The 20336-nt window shown below is 68.4% G+C and carries 16 protein-coding genes; 7 read left to right on the top strand and 9 right to left on the bottom strand.

Annotation, left to right across the window (positions count from 1 at the left end; all coding sequences use genetic code 11):
- Positions 1 to 2: 2 nt before the first annotated feature.
- The 6 genes from AC2EWF_RS04805 (at position 3) to AC2EWF_RS04780 (ending at position 9115) form a co-directional block, all read left to right on the top strand.
- Positions 3 to 1094 carry a glycosyltransferase family 9 protein gene (locus AC2EWF_RS04805; protein WP_483638197.1) on the top strand — a complete coding sequence of 364 codons (1092 nt, stop codon included), beginning with the start codon at positions 3 to 5 and terminating at the stop codon, positions 1092 to 1094.
- Complete coding sequence (locus AC2EWF_RS04800) at positions 1094 to 2701, top strand: ArnT family glycosyltransferase (protein ID WP_483638196.1); 1608 nt, start codon at positions 1094 to 1096, stop codon at positions 2699 to 2701. Before AC2EWF_RS04805 ends, AC2EWF_RS04800 begins: the two co-directional genes overlap by 1 nt.
- Before the next feature lie 62 nt (positions 2702 to 2763).
- A complete protein-coding gene (locus AC2EWF_RS04795) occupies positions 2764 to 2898 on the top strand; it encodes a hypothetical protein (protein ID WP_483638195.1) in 135 nt (44 codons plus the stop codon).
- A gap of 475 nt (positions 2899 to 3373) precedes the next feature.
- A complete protein-coding gene (locus AC2EWF_RS04790; RefSeq protein ID WP_483638194.1) occupies positions 3374 to 4825 on the top strand; it encodes an efflux transporter outer membrane subunit in 1452 nt (483 codons plus the stop codon).
- Between the two features lie 13 nt (positions 4826 to 4838).
- Positions 4839 to 5999 (top strand): efflux RND transporter periplasmic adaptor subunit, encoded by a 1161-nt coding sequence (locus AC2EWF_RS04785; RefSeq protein ID WP_483638193.1) that lies wholly within the window; start codon positions 4839 to 4841, stop codon positions 5997 to 5999.
- Positions 5996 to 9115: an efflux RND transporter permease subunit gene (locus AC2EWF_RS04780; RefSeq protein ID WP_483638192.1), complete on the top strand. Its 3120-nt coding sequence runs from the start codon at positions 5996 to 5998 to the stop codon at positions 9113 to 9115. The genes AC2EWF_RS04785 and AC2EWF_RS04780 overlap by 4 nt, the downstream gene beginning before the upstream one ends.
- A gap of 15 nt (positions 9116 to 9130) precedes the next feature.
- On the opposite strand, the gene AC2EWF_RS04775 is transcribed toward AC2EWF_RS04780, so the two are convergent.
- The 5 genes from AC2EWF_RS04775 to folD all read right to left on the bottom strand — a co-directional run bounded on the left by AC2EWF_RS04775 (position 9131) and on the right by folD (position 15148).
- Positions 9131 to 10297, bottom strand: a complete 1167-nt coding sequence (locus tag AC2EWF_RS04775) for an NRAMP family divalent metal transporter (RefSeq protein ID WP_483638191.1) — start codon at positions 10295 to 10297, stop codon at positions 9131 to 9133.
- Between the two features lie 210 nt (positions 10298 to 10507).
- Positions 10508 to 10987, bottom strand: a complete 480-nt coding sequence (tadA, locus tag AC2EWF_RS04770; protein ID WP_483638190.1) for a tRNA adenosine(34) deaminase TadA — start codon at positions 10985 to 10987, stop codon at positions 10508 to 10510.
- 78 nt (positions 10988 to 11065) lie between these two features.
- On the bottom strand, positions 11066 to 12643 hold the full coding sequence (guaA, locus tag AC2EWF_RS04765; RefSeq protein WP_483638189.1) for a glutamine-hydrolyzing GMP synthase: 1578 nt from the start codon (positions 12641 to 12643) through the stop codon (positions 11066 to 11068).
- Positions 12644 to 12758: 115 nt separating this feature from the next.
- Positions 12759 to 14219 (bottom strand): IMP dehydrogenase, encoded by a 1461-nt coding sequence (guaB, locus tag AC2EWF_RS04760; RefSeq protein WP_483638188.1) that lies wholly within the window; start codon positions 14217 to 14219, stop codon positions 12759 to 12761.
- 71 nt (positions 14220 to 14290) lie between these two features.
- Positions 14291 to 15148 carry a bifunctional methylenetetrahydrofolate dehydrogenase/methenyltetrahydrofolate cyclohydrolase FolD gene (gene folD, locus AC2EWF_RS04755; RefSeq protein WP_483638187.1) on the bottom strand — a complete coding sequence of 286 codons (858 nt, stop codon included), beginning with the start codon at positions 15146 to 15148 and terminating at the stop codon, positions 14291 to 14293.
- Positions 15149 to 15213: 65 nt separating this feature from the next.
- On the opposite strand from folD, the gene AC2EWF_RS04750 reads away from it, so the two are divergent.
- Positions 15214 to 15816 (top strand): GNAT family N-acetyltransferase, encoded by a 603-nt coding sequence (locus AC2EWF_RS04750; protein WP_483638186.1) that lies wholly within the window; start codon positions 15214 to 15216, stop codon positions 15814 to 15816.
- Here AC2EWF_RS04750 and moeB read toward each other — a convergent pair.
- From moeB to AC2EWF_RS04730, 4 genes are read right to left on the bottom strand one after another with little or no spacing between them, the layout of a single operon-like run.
- Positions 15777 to 16946 (bottom strand): molybdopterin-synthase adenylyltransferase MoeB, encoded by a 1170-nt coding sequence (gene moeB / locus AC2EWF_RS04745; protein WP_483638185.1) that lies wholly within the window; start codon positions 16944 to 16946, stop codon positions 15777 to 15779. The genes AC2EWF_RS04750 and moeB overlap by 40 nt on opposite strands.
- A 31-nt stretch (positions 16947 to 16977) precedes the next feature.
- The gene (gene der, locus AC2EWF_RS04740) at positions 16978 to 18378 is read right to left on the bottom strand and encodes a ribosome biogenesis GTPase Der (protein ID WP_483638184.1); all 1401 of its coding nucleotides are present in this window, start codon (positions 18376 to 18378) and stop codon (positions 16978 to 16980) included.
- A 33-nt stretch (positions 18379 to 18411) separates the two neighbouring features.
- Complete coding sequence (gene bamB, locus AC2EWF_RS04735; protein ID WP_483638183.1) at positions 18412 to 19626, bottom strand: outer membrane protein assembly factor BamB; 1215 nt, start codon at positions 19624 to 19626, stop codon at positions 18412 to 18414.
- Positions 19623 to 20273, bottom strand: coding sequence for a YfgM family protein (locus AC2EWF_RS04730; RefSeq protein ID WP_483638182.1), 651 nt, complete (start codon positions 20271 to 20273; stop codon positions 19623 to 19625). Before AC2EWF_RS04730 ends, bamB begins: the two co-directional genes overlap by 4 nt.
- Positions 20274 to 20336: the final 63 nt, after the last annotated feature.

The raw sequence follows: 20336 nt of genomic DNA, 5'->3' as shown, positions 1-20336 counted from the left end.
GGTTGCGCCGTCGCCTGGTGGCGGCCTGCTTCCGTCGACTGCTCGACCTCACCGACCGGCAGCTGTGCAAGCCCGGCCAGTTGCCGGTTCGCGGCATCCACCGCGTGCTGGTATGCCGCCCCAACCACCGCCTCGGCAATACCGTGCTGATCAGCCCGTTGCTGGCGGAGATCGAGGCGCTCTACCCGGGCGCGGAAATCGACGTAGTCAGCGGTGGCGACGTCGGCGAGCAGCTATTCGCCGAGCGCTTCCACGTGCGCCGGGTCTACGGCCTGCCCCGGAAAATCGCCCGCCATCTCTGGACGACGGTGAAACTGCTGCGGCAGCTGCGGCGCGACAGCTACGACCTGGCCATCGATGCCTGCGTCGATTCCCAGTCGGGGCGCTTGCTGCTGGCCATCGCGAAGGCTCGTTTCAAGCTGGGCTATCCGGATGAATCGGGGCCCATGGCCTCCGCATGGCAGGACTTTCCCCGTCCGGAACATCTGGCGGAGCGCAGCGTGTTCCTGCTTCGCACCGCCTACGCGGGGCAAGTGTCGCGGCCATACCCGCTGCTCAATCTGCGACTGCAGAAGGAGGAGAGGGAGCAGGGCCGCGAGGTGCTCGAAGCCGTACTCGGCGACGCCGGGCAGGCGCCCTGCCGACGCATCGTGGTCGGCGTATTCGCCAACGCCACGGGGGCGAAGCGCTATTGCGCCGACTGGTGGGGGCAATTCATCGAAGGTCTGAGGGCACGTCAGCCGGACGTGCGCATTGTCAATCTGCTGGCCGAGCACGGCGAGAGCCAGCTCGACGAGTGCCTTGCCTCGTACTACACGCGCGACCCGCGCCGCCTCGCGGCGATGATCGCCAACCTGGACGCCTTCATCAGCGCCGACTGTGGCGTGATGCACCTGGCCGCGGCCACCGGTACGCCGACCCTGGGGCTGTTTTCGACCTCCAGCTCGGCGAAGTATGGCCCGTACGGGGGGAGCAACGCGGCGATCGATACCCGCGACATGGGTGCGGCGGATGTTGCCGCCATGGCGGCCGACTGGCTGAAGCTGGCGACTGCGGCCGCCTTCCACGGCAACGAAGCCTGCCCGGAAGCTTGATGCCAGGATTTGCCGCAATCACCCGATCGGTTGCCACCGGGTGGGCGTCGTGGCTGGTCGGCCTGGTGCTGTTGCTGCCACCGGTGTTCTTGCTGCATCCGCTTGCTGTCGACGAGACCCGCTATCTCGCGGCGGCCTGGAACATGCATGTCAGCGGGCAATGGCTGGTGCCGCGACTGGACGGGCTGCCGTATCCGGAAAAGGCGCCGTTGCTGTTCTGGCTGATCAACCTGGCGTGGTCGCTTGCCGGAGTGCATGCCTGGGTCGCGCGCCTGCTCGAACTGCTGATTGCGGCGGCCACCCTGCCACTGCTCGCCTCGCTTGGGCGACGGCTCGGACTGGACCGCAGCAGCCTGCAGGCGGCCGCGTGGCTCTGGCTGGGTTGCGCAGCTGTGGCCCTTTACGCCGACGCCGTGATGTTCGACATGCTGCTGGCGTTGTGCACCCTGGCAGCATGGCGGTTCACTGCGATGCTCGCAGGCCGGAACCGGCTGGCCGGCGGCGTGCTGCTGGCCTTGGCGCTAGGCGCCGGCATCCTCGTCAAGGGCCCGGTCGCCCTGCTGGTGGGCGGCCTGCCTGCCCTGCTCGCGCCGCTCTGGGTGCCGGAAGCGCGCACACGGATGCCGGCGTTCTACCTGTACCTGTCCGGCGCGTTCATCCTGGCCATCGCGATGGCGCTTGCATGGGCCATACCCGCCGCACGCGCGGGGGGTCCGGCCTATGCGGACGCCATCTTCCTGCGCCAGACGATGGGACGCGTGGTGCACAGCTTTGCCCACCCTCATCCCTGGTGGTGGTACCTGCCGATCCTGCCGGCGATGCTGCTGCCCTGGTCGCTGGCCATCACGCGGGACGCGAATACGGCATGTGCGACGGCGGCCGACGCCGCCACCATGCGTTTCGCGGCAGTGGCGTTCATCCCCAGCTTCATCGTCCTCAGCCTGGTCAGCGGCAAGCAACCGCATTACCTGCTGCCGATCCTGCCGCCGCTGGCGCTAATCGCGGGGTCCCGGTTCGGTGCAGGACGCTGGCGGGTGGCGGGTTGGCGGCTCGGGCTCGTGCTGATCGCGACGGGCACGACCATGGCTATCGGCATGGACAGACTGGCCCCGGCCACCGGCCTGGAGACCGGCCTGCTTGGAGCGGTGATGGCGATCCTTGGAATGCTGTATCTCCGGCGCCACGGGCAGGCGCCTCCGGTCAGCCTCGCCACCATGGGCGTTCTCGCCACGCTGACCCTGTGCAAGCTGGCTTTCGCGATCAGCCTGGCGCCCAGGTACGACATGCGTACCGTGGCGGCACGCATTGCCACGGCGCAACATGCCGGCATTCCGCTGTTGTACGCCGGCACGCAGTACGGCCTGTTCACCTTTGCCGGCAGGTTGACGCAACCGATCGACCAGACCAGCGATGACGCCGCCGTTGTCGCCTGGGCGCACGTGCACCCCGCGGGATGGATCATCAGCGGTGATGCGAACCACCAGTACCGCGTCGCTCCCCTCTACCGGCAGGCCTACCTTGGCCGCAAGCTCGGCATCTGGCTCGCCGCCGACATCGCGCGCAGTACGCCTGTCGCGTTTGCCCCACGCGGCGAGGACAAGAGATAGCAGCCTGACCGGCCGGTGCAGGCAGGCCATCCGGCGACTCACCGACCGGAATGGAGTACGCCATGGCTTCCCGTCGCGTTGTCCGCATCGCCTTGCCACGCCGGACCACGAACCAGACCGCGGCCGCCCTTGGCGGGCTGCTCGCCCTGCTTGGCCGGCTTGCCTTCCTCCGCCTCGGCCTGCAGTACACCTGTTGAACCTGCCACACCCGCTTCAGCGGCTTGGCCCCCAACGTGGATGGTGCCGGGCGACGGACGTCCGACAACGACCTGCGCTACCTGTACGTGTGGCTCGCTCTGTGGGAATCCGATGCGGATGGGCGGTGCGCGTGCCGCCCCACCCTCTGTACCTGGCACGCCGATGGCCGTTCGGCGGGAGCCCGCTGCCGACCCGCACACGCCCCGGCACCTCTTGCCTGCATGTAGGCCGGGGGCTGGACCGGCGCCGCGGAGCGGATTCTCGTGATGCTGGCCGCGATCACGGAGAGCACGGCACACCCGGGGCTGCCGCAAGAAAATACAGCGTTGCCGATGGCAATGTTATAACGTACTTTTGCCCGTCATGTCGCGCCGAGTACCCGCTGTCGGGACAGCGCGCAGCAACGAGTACGGGCTCCGCATGGTTTCCATTCCGTCTGTCCAGACATCCGCGTCGCGCGCCCTGCGATGGGCCATGCCCATGGTGGCCGCGACACTGCTCGCCGCCTGCGCGGTGGGGCCGGATTTCAAGGCGCCCGCCCCGCCTGCGACCGGCGGCTACACGCCGCATCCGGTTTCGGCCACGGCCGCCACGCCCGAGGTGGCGGCGGGCGCGGCCCAGCACCTCGCATCAGGCGCGGACACGCCCGGCGACTGGTGGACACTGTTCCATTCCGCGCCGCTGAATGCGCTGATCGCGCAGGCGCTGGCGCACAACCACGACCTCAAGGCGGCGCAGGCGGCGTTGCGCGTGGCGCACGAAAACATGCTGGCGCAGCGCGGCGCATTCCTGCCCAGCGTGTCGGCGAGCTTCTCGGCCAGCCACCAGCGCCAGTCGACCATGCTCGCTCCGACGCCGAATTATCCGGCGGTGCCGAGCGAGTTCCAGTACAACCTGTACACGCCGCAGCTCTCGATCTCCTACGCGCCCGACGTATTCGGCGGCAACCGGCGCGCGTCCGAATCGCTCAAGGCACAAGAGCAGGCGGCACGCTTCCAGATGATCGCGACCTGGAACACGCTGGCCTCGAACGTGGCGGTGGCGGCGATCGAACTCGCCGCGCTGCGGGCGCAGGTCGATGCCACCCGGCAGTCCATCGCCGCGGGCACGAAGATGCTCGATATCCTGCGCTACCAGTACGCCAGGGGCTACGCGAGCCGGGTCGACCTTGCCGCGCAGGAATCGCAGTTGGCGCAAACCCGTGCCGCGTTGCCGCCATTGGAGAAACAGCTGGCGCAGCAGCGCGACCAGCTTGCGGTGCTGACCGGGCGTTTCCCGGCGCAGGCGACCGACGGCGGAATCACGCTGGCCGGCCTGCACTTGCCCGGGGAGCTGCCGCTCTCGCTGCCCACCGCACTGGTGGAGCAGCGGCCGGACGTGCGCCAGGCGCAGGCCAACCTGCATGCCGCCAGCGCGGAGATCGGCGTGGCCACGGCGGCGCGGTTGCCGAACATCACGCTCACGGCCGACACTGGCAGCACTGCACTCGAACTTTCCAAGCTGTTTACCGGCGGCACCGGCTTCTGGGACGTGGCGGCGGGCGTCACTGCGCCGATCTTCGACGGCGGCACCCTGCTGCATCAGCAGCGCGCGGCGAAGGCGGCTTACGTCGAAGCTTACGAGCAGTACCGCAGCACCGTGCTCACGGCATTCCAGAACGTCGCCGACACGCTGGTGGCGCTGCAGCAGGATGCGGATGCGCTGCAGGAAGCGGCGAAGGCCGAGCAGGCCGCGAAGCTGACCCTGGATCTCACCGAACGGCAGCTCAGGGACGGCTACGCCGGCAACCTGCAATGGCTGACCGCCGAACAGACCTGGCAGCAGGCACGGATCGCGCTCGTGCAGGCCCAGGCCAACCGCTATGCCGACACCGTCGCGCTGTACCAGGCGCTGGGTGGCGGCTGGTGGCACCACTCCGATCTCTGAGCACGCGGTGACGATGAACAAGCCTGCCCTGCCCCTCCCCGCCCCCTGGCGCCATGGCGTCGCGCTTGCGGCCCTGCTCGCGACCATCGGGCTTTCTGCCTGCTCCTCCGGTACCGGTGCACCGGAAGCCGCGACCACCACGCCGCACAACGTGACGCTGACCGCGGAACAGCAAAAGAGCATCAGGCTCTACACGGTGCAAGCCACGCCGTATCGGGCGGCAGTCGACACCACCGGCGTGGTGGACTACGACCAGGACCGCTCCACCGCGGTGCTCGCGCCGTTTTCCGGCCCGGTGACGAAGGTGCTGGTGAGCCTGGGCGAAACGGTGAAACAGGGCCAGCCGATGGCGGTGGTCGCCTCGCCCGATTTCGCCGCGGCGATGGACGGCTACCGCAAGGCGCTGGCCGCCGCGCGCGCCGCGGCGCAGGTGGCCGCCAACGACAGGGATCTCTACGCGCACCACGCGATCTCGCAGCGCGAGAATGCGCAGGCCCAGTCCGACGCGGTCGGCACCCAGTCCGACAGCGACGCCGCGCGACAGACGCTGCTGGCCCTGCACGTCGATCCGGCGCTGGTGAAGGACATCGAGCAGGGTCGCCCGGTGGCCGACCTGCCCGGCGTGATCCGCGCGCCGGTCGCGGGCACCGTGGTGCAGCGTTCGATCACGCCCGGCCAGCTGCTGCAGACAGGCAGCACGGCCTGCTTCACCGTGGCGGATCTTTCGAAGGTGTGGGTAATGGCGCAGGTGTTCGACAGCGATCTCGGCACGATACGGCCCGGCGACGATGCCGAAGTGGAAACCGGCGCGAATACACTGCCCGGCAAGGTCGCCAACGTGTCGCCGGAAGTCGACCCCGATACCCGCTCGGTGGCGGCGCGGGTGGTGGTGGACAACCGTGGCGGGCTGCTGAAGAAGCAGATGTACGTGCGCGTGCGGATCCGGTCGGCCGACAGGGCACGCGGCCTGCTGTTGCCGGTCGGTGCGGTGCTTCGCGACGACGAGAACCTGCCCTTTGTCTACGTGCAGGAGGCGGACGGCAGCTACGCGCGCCGCCCGGTGACGCTGGGCATGCGCACCGGCAACCGCTACCTGATCGCCGATGGCCTCAAGGCCGGCGACAAGGTGGTGACCGCGGGCGGCATCTTCGTGCGTTTCATCCAGACCCAATGAGCGAGCTGACGCCGCCCCCCGGAGCGCGTCCGGCCTCGCTCATCAACCGCATCGTGGCGTTCGCGCTGGAGCAGCGCCTGATGATCGTGCTGCTCACCGCCCTGGTGGTCGGCGCCGGCATCTGGGCGCTGAAGCGCCTGCCGATGGATGCCTACCCCGATCTCTCGCCGCCGATGGTGGAGATCATCACGCAATGGCCGGGCCATTCCGCCGAGGAGGTGGAGCGGCTGATCACGGTGCCGGTCGAGCTGGGCATGAACGGCATCCCGAAACTCTCGGTGAAGCGCTCGATCTCGCTGTACGGCCTATCCGACGTCACCCTCACCTTCAACGACGGCACCGACAGCTACTGGGCGCGCCAGCGCGTGTTCAACCGGCTGGGCGGCATCACCCTGCCCACCGGCGTCGCGCCCTCGGTGTCGCCGCTGTCCTCTCCGTCGGGGTTGATCTACCGCTACGTGCTGGAGAGCACCGACCGCTCGCCGATGGAGCTGAAGACGTTGGAGGACTGGGTGATCGCGCCGCAGTACCGTTCGGTGCCCGGCGTGGCCGACGACTCCGCGTTCGGCGGCGGCAACATGCAGTACCAGGTGCAGCTCGACCCCACCAAGATCGCCGCGCAAGGGCTGTCGGTGAGCCAGGTGGAGGCGGCGATCGCCGCCAACAACGGCAACGCCGGCGGCGGCTTCTATACCGAGGGCGGCCAGTTCATCTACGTGCGCGGGTTGGGGCTCATCAAGACGACGGAGGACATCGGCAACATCGTGCTGGCCGTGCATAACGGCACGCCGGTGCTGGTGAAGGACGTGGGCAAGGTGGAGATCGGCATTGCGCCGCGCCTGGGCGAGTTCGGCTACATGGGCCAGGACGACGCGGTGGAGGGCGTGATCCTGATGCTCACCGGGCAGAAGACCCAGGACGTGTTGCGGCGCGTCGAGGCCAAGACGCGCGAGCTCAACCAGCACGTGCTGCCGCCGGACGTGAAGATCCACCCGTTCTACGACCTCAGCGACCTGATCGCCGAGACCACCCATGTCGTGCAGCGCAACCTGTTGCTCGGCATGCTGCTGGTGGTGGCGGTGCTGATCTTCTTCCTCTACGACGTCCGCGCAGGCCTGATCGTGGCGGTGACGATACCGCTGGCGCTGCTGTTCGCCTTCGTCTGCATCCAGCTGCAGGGCGCCTCGGCCAACCTGCTCTCCATCGGCGCGGTGGATTTCGGCATCCTGGTGGATGGCGCGATCTTCATGGTGGAGAACATCTTCCGCGAATTGGCCCGGCGCCATGGCACCGGGTATGACATCCGCGAAGTGATCCGCTCCGCGGCGTCGGAAGTGGATCGCCCGCTGGTGTATGCGATGGCGGTGATCGTGGCGAGCTTCCTGCCGATCTACGTGCTCACCGGGCCGTCCGGCACGCTGTTCAAGCCGATGGCCGACACCATGATCTTCGCCCTGGTGGGTTCGCTGCTGGTCACGCTCACCCTGTTGCCGGTGCTGTGCGCGCTGTTCATGCGCAATGGGGTGCGCGAACGGCGCAATGCGATCTTCGAGAAGGTGCAGGCGAGCTACACCCGCTGGCTGGACCGCTGCATGGCCCGTCGCTGGCGCAGCGTGGCCGCGCCGGCCATCCTGCTGGCGCTGTCGATACTGCTGGTGCCGCGCATCGGTGCCGAGTTCATGCCGCATCTGGACGAGGGCGCGCTGTGGGTGCGCGCCACCATGCCCTACACCATCTCGTTCAAGGAATCGGCCGAGATCACGCCGAAGATCCGCGCCATCCTGCGCTCCTTCCCGGTGGTCACCACGGTGACCTCAGAGCTGGGTCGCCCCGACGACGGCACCGACTCCACCGGCTTCTTCAACGTGGAATTCTTCGTCGGCCTCAAGCCGTACTCCGAGTGGGGCGGCAAGTACAAGGACAAGGAGGCGCTGATCGCCGCGATCAACAAGAAGCTGGCGGTGTTCCCGGGCATCGATTTCAATTACACCCAGCCGGCCGAGGACGCGGTGGACGAGGCCGAGACCGGCCTCAAGAGTTCGCTGGCGGTGAAGGTCTACGGCTCCGACCTCAAGACGCTGCAGGACAAGGGCAAGGCCATCAAGGAGGCCATGCAGCAGGTGCCGGGCATCACGGATGTCACCCTGGTGCACGAGCTGGGCCAGCCCAACCTCGCGATCACCATCGACCGCGTCGCCATCGCGCGCTACGGCCTCAACGTGGCCGACGTCAACAACGTGATCGAGGCGGCGATTGGCGGCGACGTGGCTACCCAGGTCGTACAGGGCGAGAAACAGTTCGACCTGGTGGTGCGGCTGCAGCAGCCGTACCGCGACAACCCGCAGGCGATCGGCGACATCCCGGTGCTGACGCCGGGCGGCCAGCAGGTGCCGCTGAAGGAACTGGCCCGGATCAGGGTCGAGAACGGCGCCTCCTTCATCTACCGCGAGGACAACTCGCGCTACATCGGCGTGCAGTTCTCGGTGTCCGGCCGCGATCTTGCCAGTACCGTCGGCGAGGCGATCCGACAGGTGGCGCACAAGGTGAAGCTGCCGCAGGGCTACCGGCTGGACTGGGGCGGCGAGTACAAGGAATACACCGCCTCGCGCGCGCAGATGGGTGTGATCCTTCCGCTCACCGTGCTGGTGATCTTCGGCCTGCTGTTCGTGCTGTACGGAAACTTCAAGTTCCCGTTCATCACCGTGCTGGGCGTGGTGCTGACCTCGCCGGTCGGCGCCATCCTCGCGCTATGGCTCACCGGCATCCCGTTTTCAGTGTCCTCCGGCATCGGCTTCATCGTGCTGTTCGGCGTCTCGGTGCTGACCTCGGTGGTCTACATCTCCTGCGTCAACGAGTTGCGCCTGGGCGGCATGGCGCTGGAGAAGGCCATCCGCGAAGCGGCGATCCTGCGCCTGCGGCCGATCACGATGACCGCGCTGGTCGCCGCGATCGGCCTGCTGCCCGCGGCACTGGCCACCGGCGTGGGCACCGATTCGCAACGACCGTTCGCACTGGTGATCGTCGCAGGCATGGTTTCGCGACTGGTGATCGGCGTGTTCCTGATGCCCGTGCTCTACAGCCTGGTGGCGCGCGGGGACGATCGGTTGCAGGTGTAAGCCTCAGCGGCGTTTTCACGGCAGCAAGCCGGCGATGCCGGCATACAGGCCGAGTCCGGCGGTCAACGCGATCGTGGCGCCGACCAGCACGGCGTAGGCGCCCTTGAGGCGGTACGGCTCGGGCAGCACGCGCCGCGCCAGCAAGAACAGGAAACCCAGCACGATCGGCAGCAGCAGTGCGTTCATCACCTGCACGCCCACGCTCAATTCCACCAGGTCGGCACCCGAGGCAACCAGCACGCCGCCCAGCGCCAGGATCAGCGCGCAGGCGCCATAGAACCATGGCGCCTCCTGCGGCCGGTGGCGCAGCGAGTGTTCGAAGCCCATCACCTCACCCAGCGCGCGCGCCGCGGTCAGCGTCACCACGATGGTGGCCACCAGCGCGGCGCCGACCATGCCCAGCGCGAACATCAGCGTGCCCGCCCAGCGGCCGAGGAAGGGCGTCAGTGCCTCCACGATCCGCTGCACGCTGTCCAGCGGCTTGCCCGGCTCCGCGCGCCCGATGGTGGCCGCCACGGCGATCAGCACCGCGGCCATCACCGCCTGGGTCAGCACCGAGCCGATCGCGGTATCCCAGCGCGCGGTGCGCAGGTCGGCGGCGGTCAATCCTTTCTCGGCCACTGCCGACTGCTGGTAAAACACCATCCATGGCATGATCACCGCGCCGATGTTGGCAGCCACAAGATAGAGATGGCGATGGTCGGCCAGCGGCACCTGCAGGGTTTGCGCCCACGCCACCGACAGATCCGGCTTCGCCCGCCACGCCACGACAAGGAACACGCATTCGAACAGGCCGATGGCCAGCGCGATGCGCTCTAACGTGAGATAGGAGCCGCTGCACACCATCACGGTGAGCGCGCCCACCACGATGAGCATGCTGAGCCAGACCGGAATGCCCAGTAGCGCGCCGGCGCCGGCGATGCCGCTCAGTTCGGTGACCAGTGCGCCCACGCAGGCAAGCAACAAGGTAGCTACCGACACCCAGGCCCAGAAACGGCCGAAGTGCCGGCGGATCGCATGCCCGTGCCCCTGGCCCGTGAAGATGCCCAGGCGCACCGTGAGCTCCTGCACGACGAACAGGATCGGCACCATCGCCGCCTGCAGGAGCAGCAGGCGATAGCCCGATTCCGCGCCGCTCTGCGCTGCCGTGATGAGACTGCCCGCGTCGGTGTCCGCTAGCATCACCACCATGCCGGGGCCGGCCACCGCGAGGAGACGCAGCCAACGCGACCGCCCTCCGCCAGCGACGGCTTCCGAACGCGGCAACACTTCAACGGCTTGTGCATGGGACGGCATGGCTGGCACATTAGCGAGAATGATTCTCGTTTGTACCATGCAGCTGCCGGGATCGCCCTGACGCAGATCAGGGTGGCGCCGCGCGCCGCGTCGCGCTCAACGCCGTGCGCGGAAAAACTCGCGCAGCATGGCGGCCGATTCCCCGGCCAGCAGGCCGCCCTGCACCTGCAGGCGATGGTTGTGGCGGGGATCGACCAGGGTGTCGAATACGCTGCCCGCTGCGCCGGTCTTGGGATCCGTGGCCGCGTACACCACGCGACCTATGCGCGCGTGGATCAGCGCCATCGCGCACATCACGCAAGGCTCCAGGGTCACGTACAAGGTGGCACCCACCACCCGGTGATTGGTGAGTTTTTCTCCCGCGGCACGCAGCGCCATCACCTCGGCATGCGCCGTGGGGTCATGCAAGGTGATGTTGCGGTTCCAGCCCAGCCCGACGATCTCGCCGCGCAGTACCAGCACCGCACCCACCGGCACCTCGTTCTCGGCGTCGCGGGCATGCGCGGCCAGCTGCAGCGCGCGGCGCATGTTGGCCTCGTCTTCGGCGGTGAACGGCTGGCTGGTTTGTTCGGTCATGTCGGCAAACGGTAAACCATCACGAGAAAGCCGGCGCGATGCCGGCTTTCGTTGGCGAGTCGCAGAGTGCCAACCGGATCATTCCCACTCGATGGTCGCCGGCGGCTTGCCGCTGATGTCGTAGACCACGCGGGAGACGCCGCGCAGCTCGTTGATGATGCGGTTGGAGACCTTGCCGAGAAATTCGTACGGCAAGTGCGCCCAGTGCGCCGTCATGAAGTCGATGGTCTCCACCGCGCGCAGCGCGATCACCCACTCGTAGGCGCGCGCGTCGCCGACCACGCCGACCGACTTCACTGGCAGGAACACGGCGAAGGCCTGGCTGGTCTTGTCGTACAGGTCGGCCTTGCGCAGTTCCTCGATGAAGATGGCGTCGGCGCGGGCCAGCAGCTCGGCGTATTCCGGCTTCACTTCGCCCAGGATGCGCACGCCCAGGCCCGGGCCGGGGAATGGATGGCGGTAGACCATTTCACGCGGCAGGCCGAGTTCCACGCCAATGCGGCGCACCTCGTCCTTGAAGAGCTCGCGCAGCGGCTCGACCAGCTTGAGCTTCATGTGCTCCGGCAGACCGCCCACGTTGTGGTGGCTCTTGATCACGTGGGCCTTGCCGGTCTTGCTGCCGGCCGACTCGATCACGTCGGGGTAGATGGTGCCCTGGGCCAGCCACTTCACCTTGCCGCCCGCGGCGATCAGGTTCTCCGACTCTTCGTCGAAGATCTCCACGAACAGGCGGCCGATGATCTTGCGCTTGGCTTCCGGGTCGGCCACGCCTTCCAGCGCCTTGAAGTAGCGCCCGGCGGCATTTACCCGGATCACCTTGACGCCCATGTGCTCGGCCATCGTGGCCATGACCTGGTCGCCTTCCTGCCAGCGCAACAGGCCGGTGTCCACGAACACGCAGGTAAGCCGGTCACCGATGGCCTTGTGCAGCAGCGCGGCCACCACGGAGGAATCCACGCCGCCGGAGAGGCCCAGCAGCACGTGGTCGTCGCCGACCTGGGCACGCACGCGGGCGATCTGGTCCTCGATGATGTTGGCTGCGGTCCACAACGTGGCGCAGCCGCAGATCCCGGTGACGAAACGCTTGAGCAGCGCGCTGCCCTGCCGGGTGTGCGTCACCTCGGGATGGAACTGCACGCCGTACCAGCGCTTGTCCTCGTTCTCCATCACCGCGACCGGGATGCGGTCGGTGGTGCCGGTGACCACGAAGCCCGGGGGCGCCTTGGCGACGTGGTCGCCGTGGCTCATCCACACGTCGAGCCTGTGCGCGCCCGGATGGTCGCTGAAGCCGTCGAACAGGCGGCTGTTCGCCACGATGTCTACCGTGGCGTGGCCAAACTCGCGCGCATCGGCCGCCTCGGTGGCGCCGCCCAACTGCGCAGCCAGCGTCTGCATGCCGTAGCAGATGCCTAGGATGGGCAGGCCCGAATCGAACACCTGCTGCGGCGCCCTGGGTGCACCGGGCAGTGTGGTGGATTCCGGGCCGCCGGAGAGGATGATGCCCTTGGCGCCATACGCCGCGATCTCGGCCGGGTCGTGGTCCCAGGCCCAGATCTCGCAATAGACGCCCAGCTCGCGCACGCGACGCGCGATCAACTGCGTGTACTGCGCGCCGAAGTCGAGGATGAGGATCTTGTCGGAATGGATGTTCTGCATCGGACTCGGGCTTTTCGGAGTGGGTCCGCAATGGATCGTGTCGTTCGCGCCAGCTGCGCGAACAGCGGCACGCAAGGATCATGGGCTGGGCGGGGAGCTCCCCGTCCGGCCCGCTTCAGGAATTCAGCCGGTAGTTCGGCGCTTCCTTGGTGATCTGGATGTCGTGCGGGTGCGCTTCGGTGACGCCGGCGCTGGTCACCTTCACGAACTGCGCCTTGTTGCGCACGTCGTCGATGGTGGCCGCGCCGAGGTAACCCATCGAGGCGCGCAGGCCGCCGATCAGCTGGTGGATGATGTTGCGCAGCGGGCCGCGGTACGGCACGCGGCCCTCGATGCCCTCGGGTACCAGCTTGTCGGCGTCGGCTTCGTTGTCCTGGAAGTAGCGGTCCTTGGAACCGAGCTGCATCGCGCCGATCGAACCCATGCCGCGGTAGCTCTTGTACGAGCGGCCCTGGAACAGCTCGACCTCGCCCGGCGATTCCTCGGTGCCGGCGAACATCGAACCCAGCATCACGGTGGACGCGCCGGCCGCGAGCGCCTTCGGGATGTCGCCGGAATAGCGGATGCCGCCGTCGGCGATCAGCGGGATGGAATCCTTCAGCGCGGTGGCCACCAGGTCGATCGCGGTGATCTGCGGCACGCCCACGCCGGCCACCACGCGGGTAGTGCAGATGGAACCGGGGCCCACGCCCACCTTCACGGCGTCGGCGCCGGCATCGCGCAGCATCAGCGCGGCTTCGCCGGTGACGATATTGCCGGCAACGACCTGCACCTGCGGGAACCGCTTCTTCACCCAGGCCACGCGGTCGATCACGCCCTGCGAATGGCCGTGTGCGGTGTCCACCACCAGCACGTCCACGCCTGCCTCGACCAGCGCCTCGACGCGGCGTTCGGTATCGCCGCCCACGCCCACCGCGGCGCCGACCAGCAGCGCCTCGTTGCGGTCCTTGACCGAGTTGGGGTTGTCGCGCGCCTTCTGGATGTCCTTCACCGTGATCAGGCCACGCAGCTGGAAGTCGTCGTTGACCACCAGCACCTTCTCGATGCGGTGCTTGTGCAGAAGCTGCAGCACCTCGTCCTGGCTGGCGCCTTCCTTCACCGTCACCAGCCGCTCCTGGCGGGTCATGATGTTGCGCACCGGATCGTTGGGCTTGCGCTCGAAGCGCATGTCGCGGCTGGTGACGATGCCTACCAGCTTCTCACCTTCCACCACCGGGACACCGGAGATGTTGTGCGCGCGGGTGAGCCTGAGCACCTCGCTGATCGAGGTGTCAGGGCTCACGCTGAACGGGTTGCGGATGACGCCGGCCTCGAACTTCTTCACCAGGCGCACTTCGGCGGCCTGCTGCTCGAACGTCATGTTCTTGTGGATGATGCCGATGCCGCCCTGCTGCGCCATGGTGATGGCGAGGCGCGCTTCGGTCACGGTGTCCATCGCGGCGGAGACGATGGGGATGTTCAGGCGCAGGCCGCGGGTGAACCGGGTGGAGGTATCGACGTCGCGCGGCAGCACGACGGAGTGGCCCGGAACGAGGTAGACGTCGTCGTAGGTGAGAGCCTCGGCGAGAATTCGCATGGTATGCCCCGCGGCAAAGAGAGGATTATACGCGGCACCGCAACATGCCGCCAGCGCGGGGGCTGGATCGGTTACTTGCCGTTGCGTGCTTCCGCGGCTTCCAGTGTGTTCTCCATCAGCGTCGCCACGGTCATCGGGCCCACGCCACCGGGCACCGGCGTGATCCAGCTGGCACGCTCCGCGGCCGGCGCGAACTCCACGTCACCCACCAGGCGACCGTCGTCGAGCCGATTGATGCCCACATCGACCACCACCGCGCCGGGCTTGATCCATTCACCTCGCACCAGGCCCGCCCGGCCCACCGCGACGATCACGATGTCGGCCTGGCGCACATGGCCCTCCAGGTCGCGGGTGAACTTGTGGCAACACGTGGTGGTGCAGCCAGCGATCAGCAGCTCCAGCGCCAGCGGCCGTCCCACGTGGTTGGAAACGCCGACCACCACCGCATGCTGGCCGCGCACCGGGCGATCGGTGTGGCCGAGCAGGGTCATCACGCCCTTGGGCGTGCACGGGCGCAGGCCGAAGCGGCGCAGCGCGAGGCGGCCCACGTTCACCGCCTGGAAACCGTCCACGTCCTTGCCCGGATCGATGCGGTCGACCAGCGCGTCCTCGTCGATGTGCTCCGGCAGCGGCGACTGCACCAGGATGCCGTGCACCGCCGGATCGGCGTTGAGGCGGTCGATCAGCGCGATCAATTCATCCTGCGTGGTGCCGGCCGGCAAGTCGTAATCGAAGGAACGGAAACCGACCTGGTGGCAGGCCTTGCGCTTGTTGCGCACATACACCGACGAGGCGGCGTCGTCGCCCACCAGCACCACCGCCAGTCCCGGCTCGGGCTGGCCCTGCGCCTTGCGCTCGGCGACGCGCCGGCCGATCCGCTCCAGCAGTTCCTGCGCGATGCGTTTGCCGTCGAGGATGCGTGCGGTCATGTTGATGCCTGGGCGAGAGAAGCGCCATTATCCAAGCTCTGCCGATAGCGCACAAACGCCAAGCGATGACCGAAGCCACCACGCATGCCACGCCTGCGCTCGCCGACGGCCGCCTGCTGTTGCGGCCATGGCGCGAGGCGGATGTCGCCGCGCTGCACGCGGCCGTGCACGAGTCAGTGGCCAGCGTGGGTCGCTGGCTGCCGTGGTGCAACGCGGACTACGGACTGGAACAAGCCCAGGCGTGGGTGGCGCAGTGCCGTGACCACTGGCGCAGCGGCGAACAGTTCGCGTTTGCCGTGTGCGACGCGGCCAGCGGCGAACTGCTGGGCGGCTGCGGGCTCAACCAGGTCAACCCGCTGCATCGCAGCGCCAATCTCGGCTACTGGGTGCGCGCACCACGCCAGGGGCTGGGCATCGCCGTCGCGGCCGCGCGGCTGGTGGCGCGTTTCGGCTTCGCGGAGCTGGGCCTGATCCGGATCGAAATCGTCACCCTGCCCGACAACCGCGCCAGCCGCCGCGTCGCCGCGAAGCTGGGTGCCGCATTCGAAGGCATGGCGCGGCAGCGGCTGTGGGCCTGGGGCCGTGCCCACGACGCAACGGTGTATGCGCTGATTCGCGCCGACCTCGATCAGTCGGCGGCCCCGCACAGTGCGGCGACGTCTTCGTAACCCGTGAAGCGCGCAGCGGCGCCGCAACCCGGGCAGGCCGGGTCGCGCGGCAGGCGCGTCTCGCGGAAGCGCATGGCCAGCGCGTCGAAGGACAGCAACCGACCGACCAGCGGCTCGCCCAGATCCAGGATCAGCTTCAGCGCCTCGGTGGCCTGCAGCAGGCCCACGATGCCGGGCAACACGCCGAGCACGCCCGCCTCGCTGCAGTTCGGCGCCTCGGCGGCCGAGGGCGGCTCGGGGAACAGGCAGCGATAGCACGGCGAGCCGTCGCGGCGCGGGTCGAACACGCTGAGCTGCCCGGTAAAGCGCTCCACCGCACCATAGACCATCGGCAGCTTCAGCCGCTGCGTGGCGGCGGCCAGCAAGTACCTCGCGGGGAAATTGTCGGCGCCGTCGATCACCAGGTCATGGCCGTCGAGCAGGCGTTCCACGTTGTCCGCGCGCAGCCGCTCGTTGCACGACTCGATGCGTACCCGCGGGTTCAGCGCATTCAGGGCGACGCGCGCGGACTCGGTCTTGGCCATGCCCACGCGCGCATCAGCGTGGATCACCTGACGGTGCAGGTTCGAGCGTTCCACGTGGTCGTCGTCGACCAGGGTGAGCTGGCCGACGCCGGCCGCGGCGAGGTACAGCGCCGCCGGTGCGCCGAGGCCGCCGGCGCCGAGCAGCACGATCTTCGCGGCAGCCAGCCTCGTCTGCCCCGCCTCGCCCACCTGCGGCAGGCGCAGTTGGCGCGCATAGCGTTCGGCGGCGTCCGCGTCGAGCGTGCCCGCGACCACCGGCAGGCCTTCGCTTTTCCAGCGCTCGAAACCGCCAGCCACCGAACGCACGTCGCGATAGCCCAGCCGCTGCAAGGCCTCGGCCGCCAGCAGCGAACGCATGCCGCTGCCGCACAGCGCGAGGATGGTCCGCGCGCGGTCCGGCTCCGCCTGTTCGATGCGCAGCTCCAGAAAGCCGCGCGACAGGCCCAGCGCGCCAACCGGCATGCCGGCGGCGCGTTCGCCGTCCTCGCGCACGTCGATCAACAGCGCGCCTTGCGTTTGGCAGTTCAACGCCTCGACGGGAGCGATTTCGGGGATGCGGCCGCGCAGATTGGCGAGCCAGCTGTCGCGATGGGAAGCGTCGTTCATCGCGCCAGTTTAGTCCCCCGGCGGGCGAGGTTCAGCGCTTGCGCTTCTTCATCTCGCGGATCATCCGCTGGCGCTTGCGCAACTGGCCTTCGGTGAGCACGTTCTTCTTGCCGGCGTATGGGTTCTCGCCCTCGCGGAACTCGATGCGGATCGGCGTGCCCTCGAGCTTGTAGCGGCGGCGGAAGAAATTCTCCAGATAACGGCGGTAGGCCGGCGCGATGTGCTTGGTGCGGCTGCCGTGGATCACGACGGTGGGCGGGTTGTTGCCGCCCGGATGGGCGAAGCGCAGCTTCGGCGCATGGCCGCGCACCAGCGGTGGCTGGTAGCCCTCGTAGGCCTTTTCCAGCGTGCGGGTGAGGTCGGAAGAGCCGAGCTCCTTCGTCGCCGCGGCATGCGCGCGCACCACCGCGCGCATCAGCTCGCGCAGGCCTGAGCCGTGCAACGCCGAGATGAACACCGTTTTCGCCCAGTCGACGAACTGCAAGCGGCGATCCAGCGCACGCTCGCACTGTTCGCGCTGGTAAGGGTCCAGGCCGTCCCACTTGTTCACCGCGATCACCAGCGCCCTGCCCTCGTCCACGGCGTGGCCGATCAGGGTGAGGTCCTGGTCGGCGAGGTTCTCGCGCGCGTCGATCATGACCACCACCACCTGGGCGGCGGCGATCGACTGCAGGGTCTTGATGACGCTGAACTTCTCCACTGCCTCCTCGACGCGCGCCTTCCGCCGGACACCGGCCGTGTCGATCAGGGTGTAGCGGCGGCCGTCGCGCTCCAGCGGCACGCGGATCGGGTCACGGGTGGTGCCGGCCACGTCCGAGACGATGAGCCGGTCCTCGCCCAGCAGGCGGTTGATCAGCGTGGACTTGCCCGCGTTTGGCCGGCCCACGATGGCGACGCGGATGGAGCCGTCCTCGCCCTCGGCCAGCTCCTCGTGCGCGTCTTCCGGCAGCACCGGCAGCAACGCGGCGATGAGCTCCTCGGTGCCGCGGTTGTGCGCGGCGGACAACGGCAGCGCAGTCGCGATGCCGAAGCGGGCGAACTCGGCCAGCGCCTCGTGCAGGTCCAGGCCGTCGGTCTTGTTCACCGCCAGCAGCAGCGGCTTGCCGCTGCGGCGCAGCTCGTCGAGGATGTTGCGGTCCTGCGGCAGCAGGCCGTCGCGCGCATCCACCACGAACACCAGCGCCTGCGCCTCCTCGATGGCAAGGCGTACCTGCTGGGCGGTGAGCCCGTCGAGTCCCTCGTCGACACCGGAGAGCCCGCCGGTATCGACCACCACGAACGGGCGCGCACCGGTGCGGCACACGCCGTAATGGCGATCGCGGGTGACGCCCGGCAGGTCGGCCACCAGGGCGTCGCGGCTGCGCGTCAGCGCGTTGAACAGGGTCGATTTACCGACGTTGGGGCGACCGACCAGAGCGACGACGGGCAGCATGACGAAGCATGTTTCCTTGCGGCGGGCGCGGCGTCAGCGCGCGCCGAGACGGTAGGCGCCGATATGGCCCTTCACGTCCTCGACGTACACGGTGTCGCCCACCACCAGCGGCTGGGCCTGGATCGCCTTCTTCGACAGGCGCACGCGCGCGGCCAGCGCACCGTCGCCGGCCTGCAGCCAATGCACGTAGCCGTAGGCGTCGGCCAGCACCACGTAGTTGCCCTGCACGGAGGGGCCGGTGAGCCAGCGGTACTTCAGCTTGTCGTTCTTCCACATGTCGGCGCCGCCGCTGCGGTCGAACGCCCACGCCACGCCCTGGTCGTCCACGCCGTAGATGGCGTTGCCGCCGGCGGCCAGCGAGGTGTAGGTGGAGAACGGGTGCGACCACAGCGGACGGCCGCTGGGGCCGTCGATCGCGCTGAGGTTGCCGTGGTAGGCGGCGCCGTACAGCGTGCTGCCGTCGAGCAGGATCGCACCATCGGCGTCGTCGAGCCGCTCGATGTCGGTGCGGCCCTCGCCGTTGGCGAGCTTCTGCTCCCACAGCTTCTCGCCGTTGTCCTGGCGCAGCGCGACCAGCTTGCCGTCGTCGGTGCCGATGAACACCACGCCGTTGGCGGCCAGCGGCACGCCGTTGCCGCGCAGGCTGAGCGACGGCACGTTGCCCTGGTCGTAGACCCAGCGGCGCTTGCCGGTGGCGGCATCGAGGCCATACACGCGGCCGTCCTGGGTGCGCACGATCACCAGGTCGCCGCTGATCGCCGGTGCGGCGATCACTTCGGAAGCCAGTTCGACATCCCAGCGCGGGCTGCCGTCCTTCGCGCCCATCGCGTAGACGTGGCCATCGAGCGTGCCCACCGCGAGCAGGTCACCCGCCACGGCCGGGCCGCCGGCATAGGCGGCATCAACGCCCTTCGCATGACCCAGGCCGAACCAGCCCTTGCTGCTGCGGGTGGTCTTTTCCCACAGCTTCTTGCCGCTGGCGGCGTCGAATGCGGCGATCTTGCCGTCGGTGCTGTCGGCATACAGCACGCCGTCCGCCACCGTCGGGCGCAGGCGCACGCCGGAGATGCCGGCGCCGTCACCGACGCGCGCGGTCCACACCTTGCTGACCTGCACCGTCGGGGTGAAGTGCTTTTCCAGCGGGGTCGGCGGTTCGAGGTTCTTCTTCTTGAACGAGTTGCAGCCGGCCAACAGCACCAGCGAACCCAGGGCGACCAGCCATACGCTCTTCTTCACCACGACTTTCATGCACCCTGCTTTCCGGCCACGGCCAGATCGTCGATTTTCATCTGCAGGACGGCATGCTGCGGCGCGTCCTCACCCAATGCCGTCATCGCCGCCTGGTAGGCCTTGCGTGCGTCGTCGGCGCGTCCCAGCTTGACCAGCGCATCACCGCGGAGTTCCTGGTTCAGGCCCGTGTACTCTCCGGCCGGCATGGCTTCGAGCGTGGCCAGCGCGGCCTGGCCGTCGCCCTTGGCCAGCTGCACCCGCGCCAGGCGCAGTTCCACCAGCGCCTTCAGCGCGGGAGAGGTTGCGTGCGCCTCCGCCCACTGCAGCGAGGCGATCGCCTTGTCGAGCTGCTTGTCCTGCACCTGCTGCTTCGCGCGATCGCTCACCGCAAACAGCGCGTACGGCGACTTGGCGTAGTCCTTCATGAGCTCGTCGACGAAGGCGGTCGCCGCCGTCGGCTTGCCGCTGGCCAGCGCCACCTGGGCCTGCTGGTACAAGGTGGCGGCCGCGGCCTCGTTGTTCGCCTGGTGCTTGCGCCACTGCTGCAAGCCGAAGATGCCGACCAGGCCGATCGCAATGCCGACGGCGATGGAGAGGCCGTTCTCGCGCAGCCATTTCTGGACACGTTCGCTTTGTTCGTAATCGTCGTATGCGTCAAATGCCATGCTTCACCGTTCGTGGGTACCGCGCGCGGCGCGCGCCGGCCGGCCGGAGGCGAGAAAAAACGG

This window comes from Rhodanobacter sp. sgz306013 (assembly GCF_057031145.1).
Note: the sequence above shows the minus strand (reverse complement) of the source record. Positions and strands in the feature narration are given on the sequence as shown.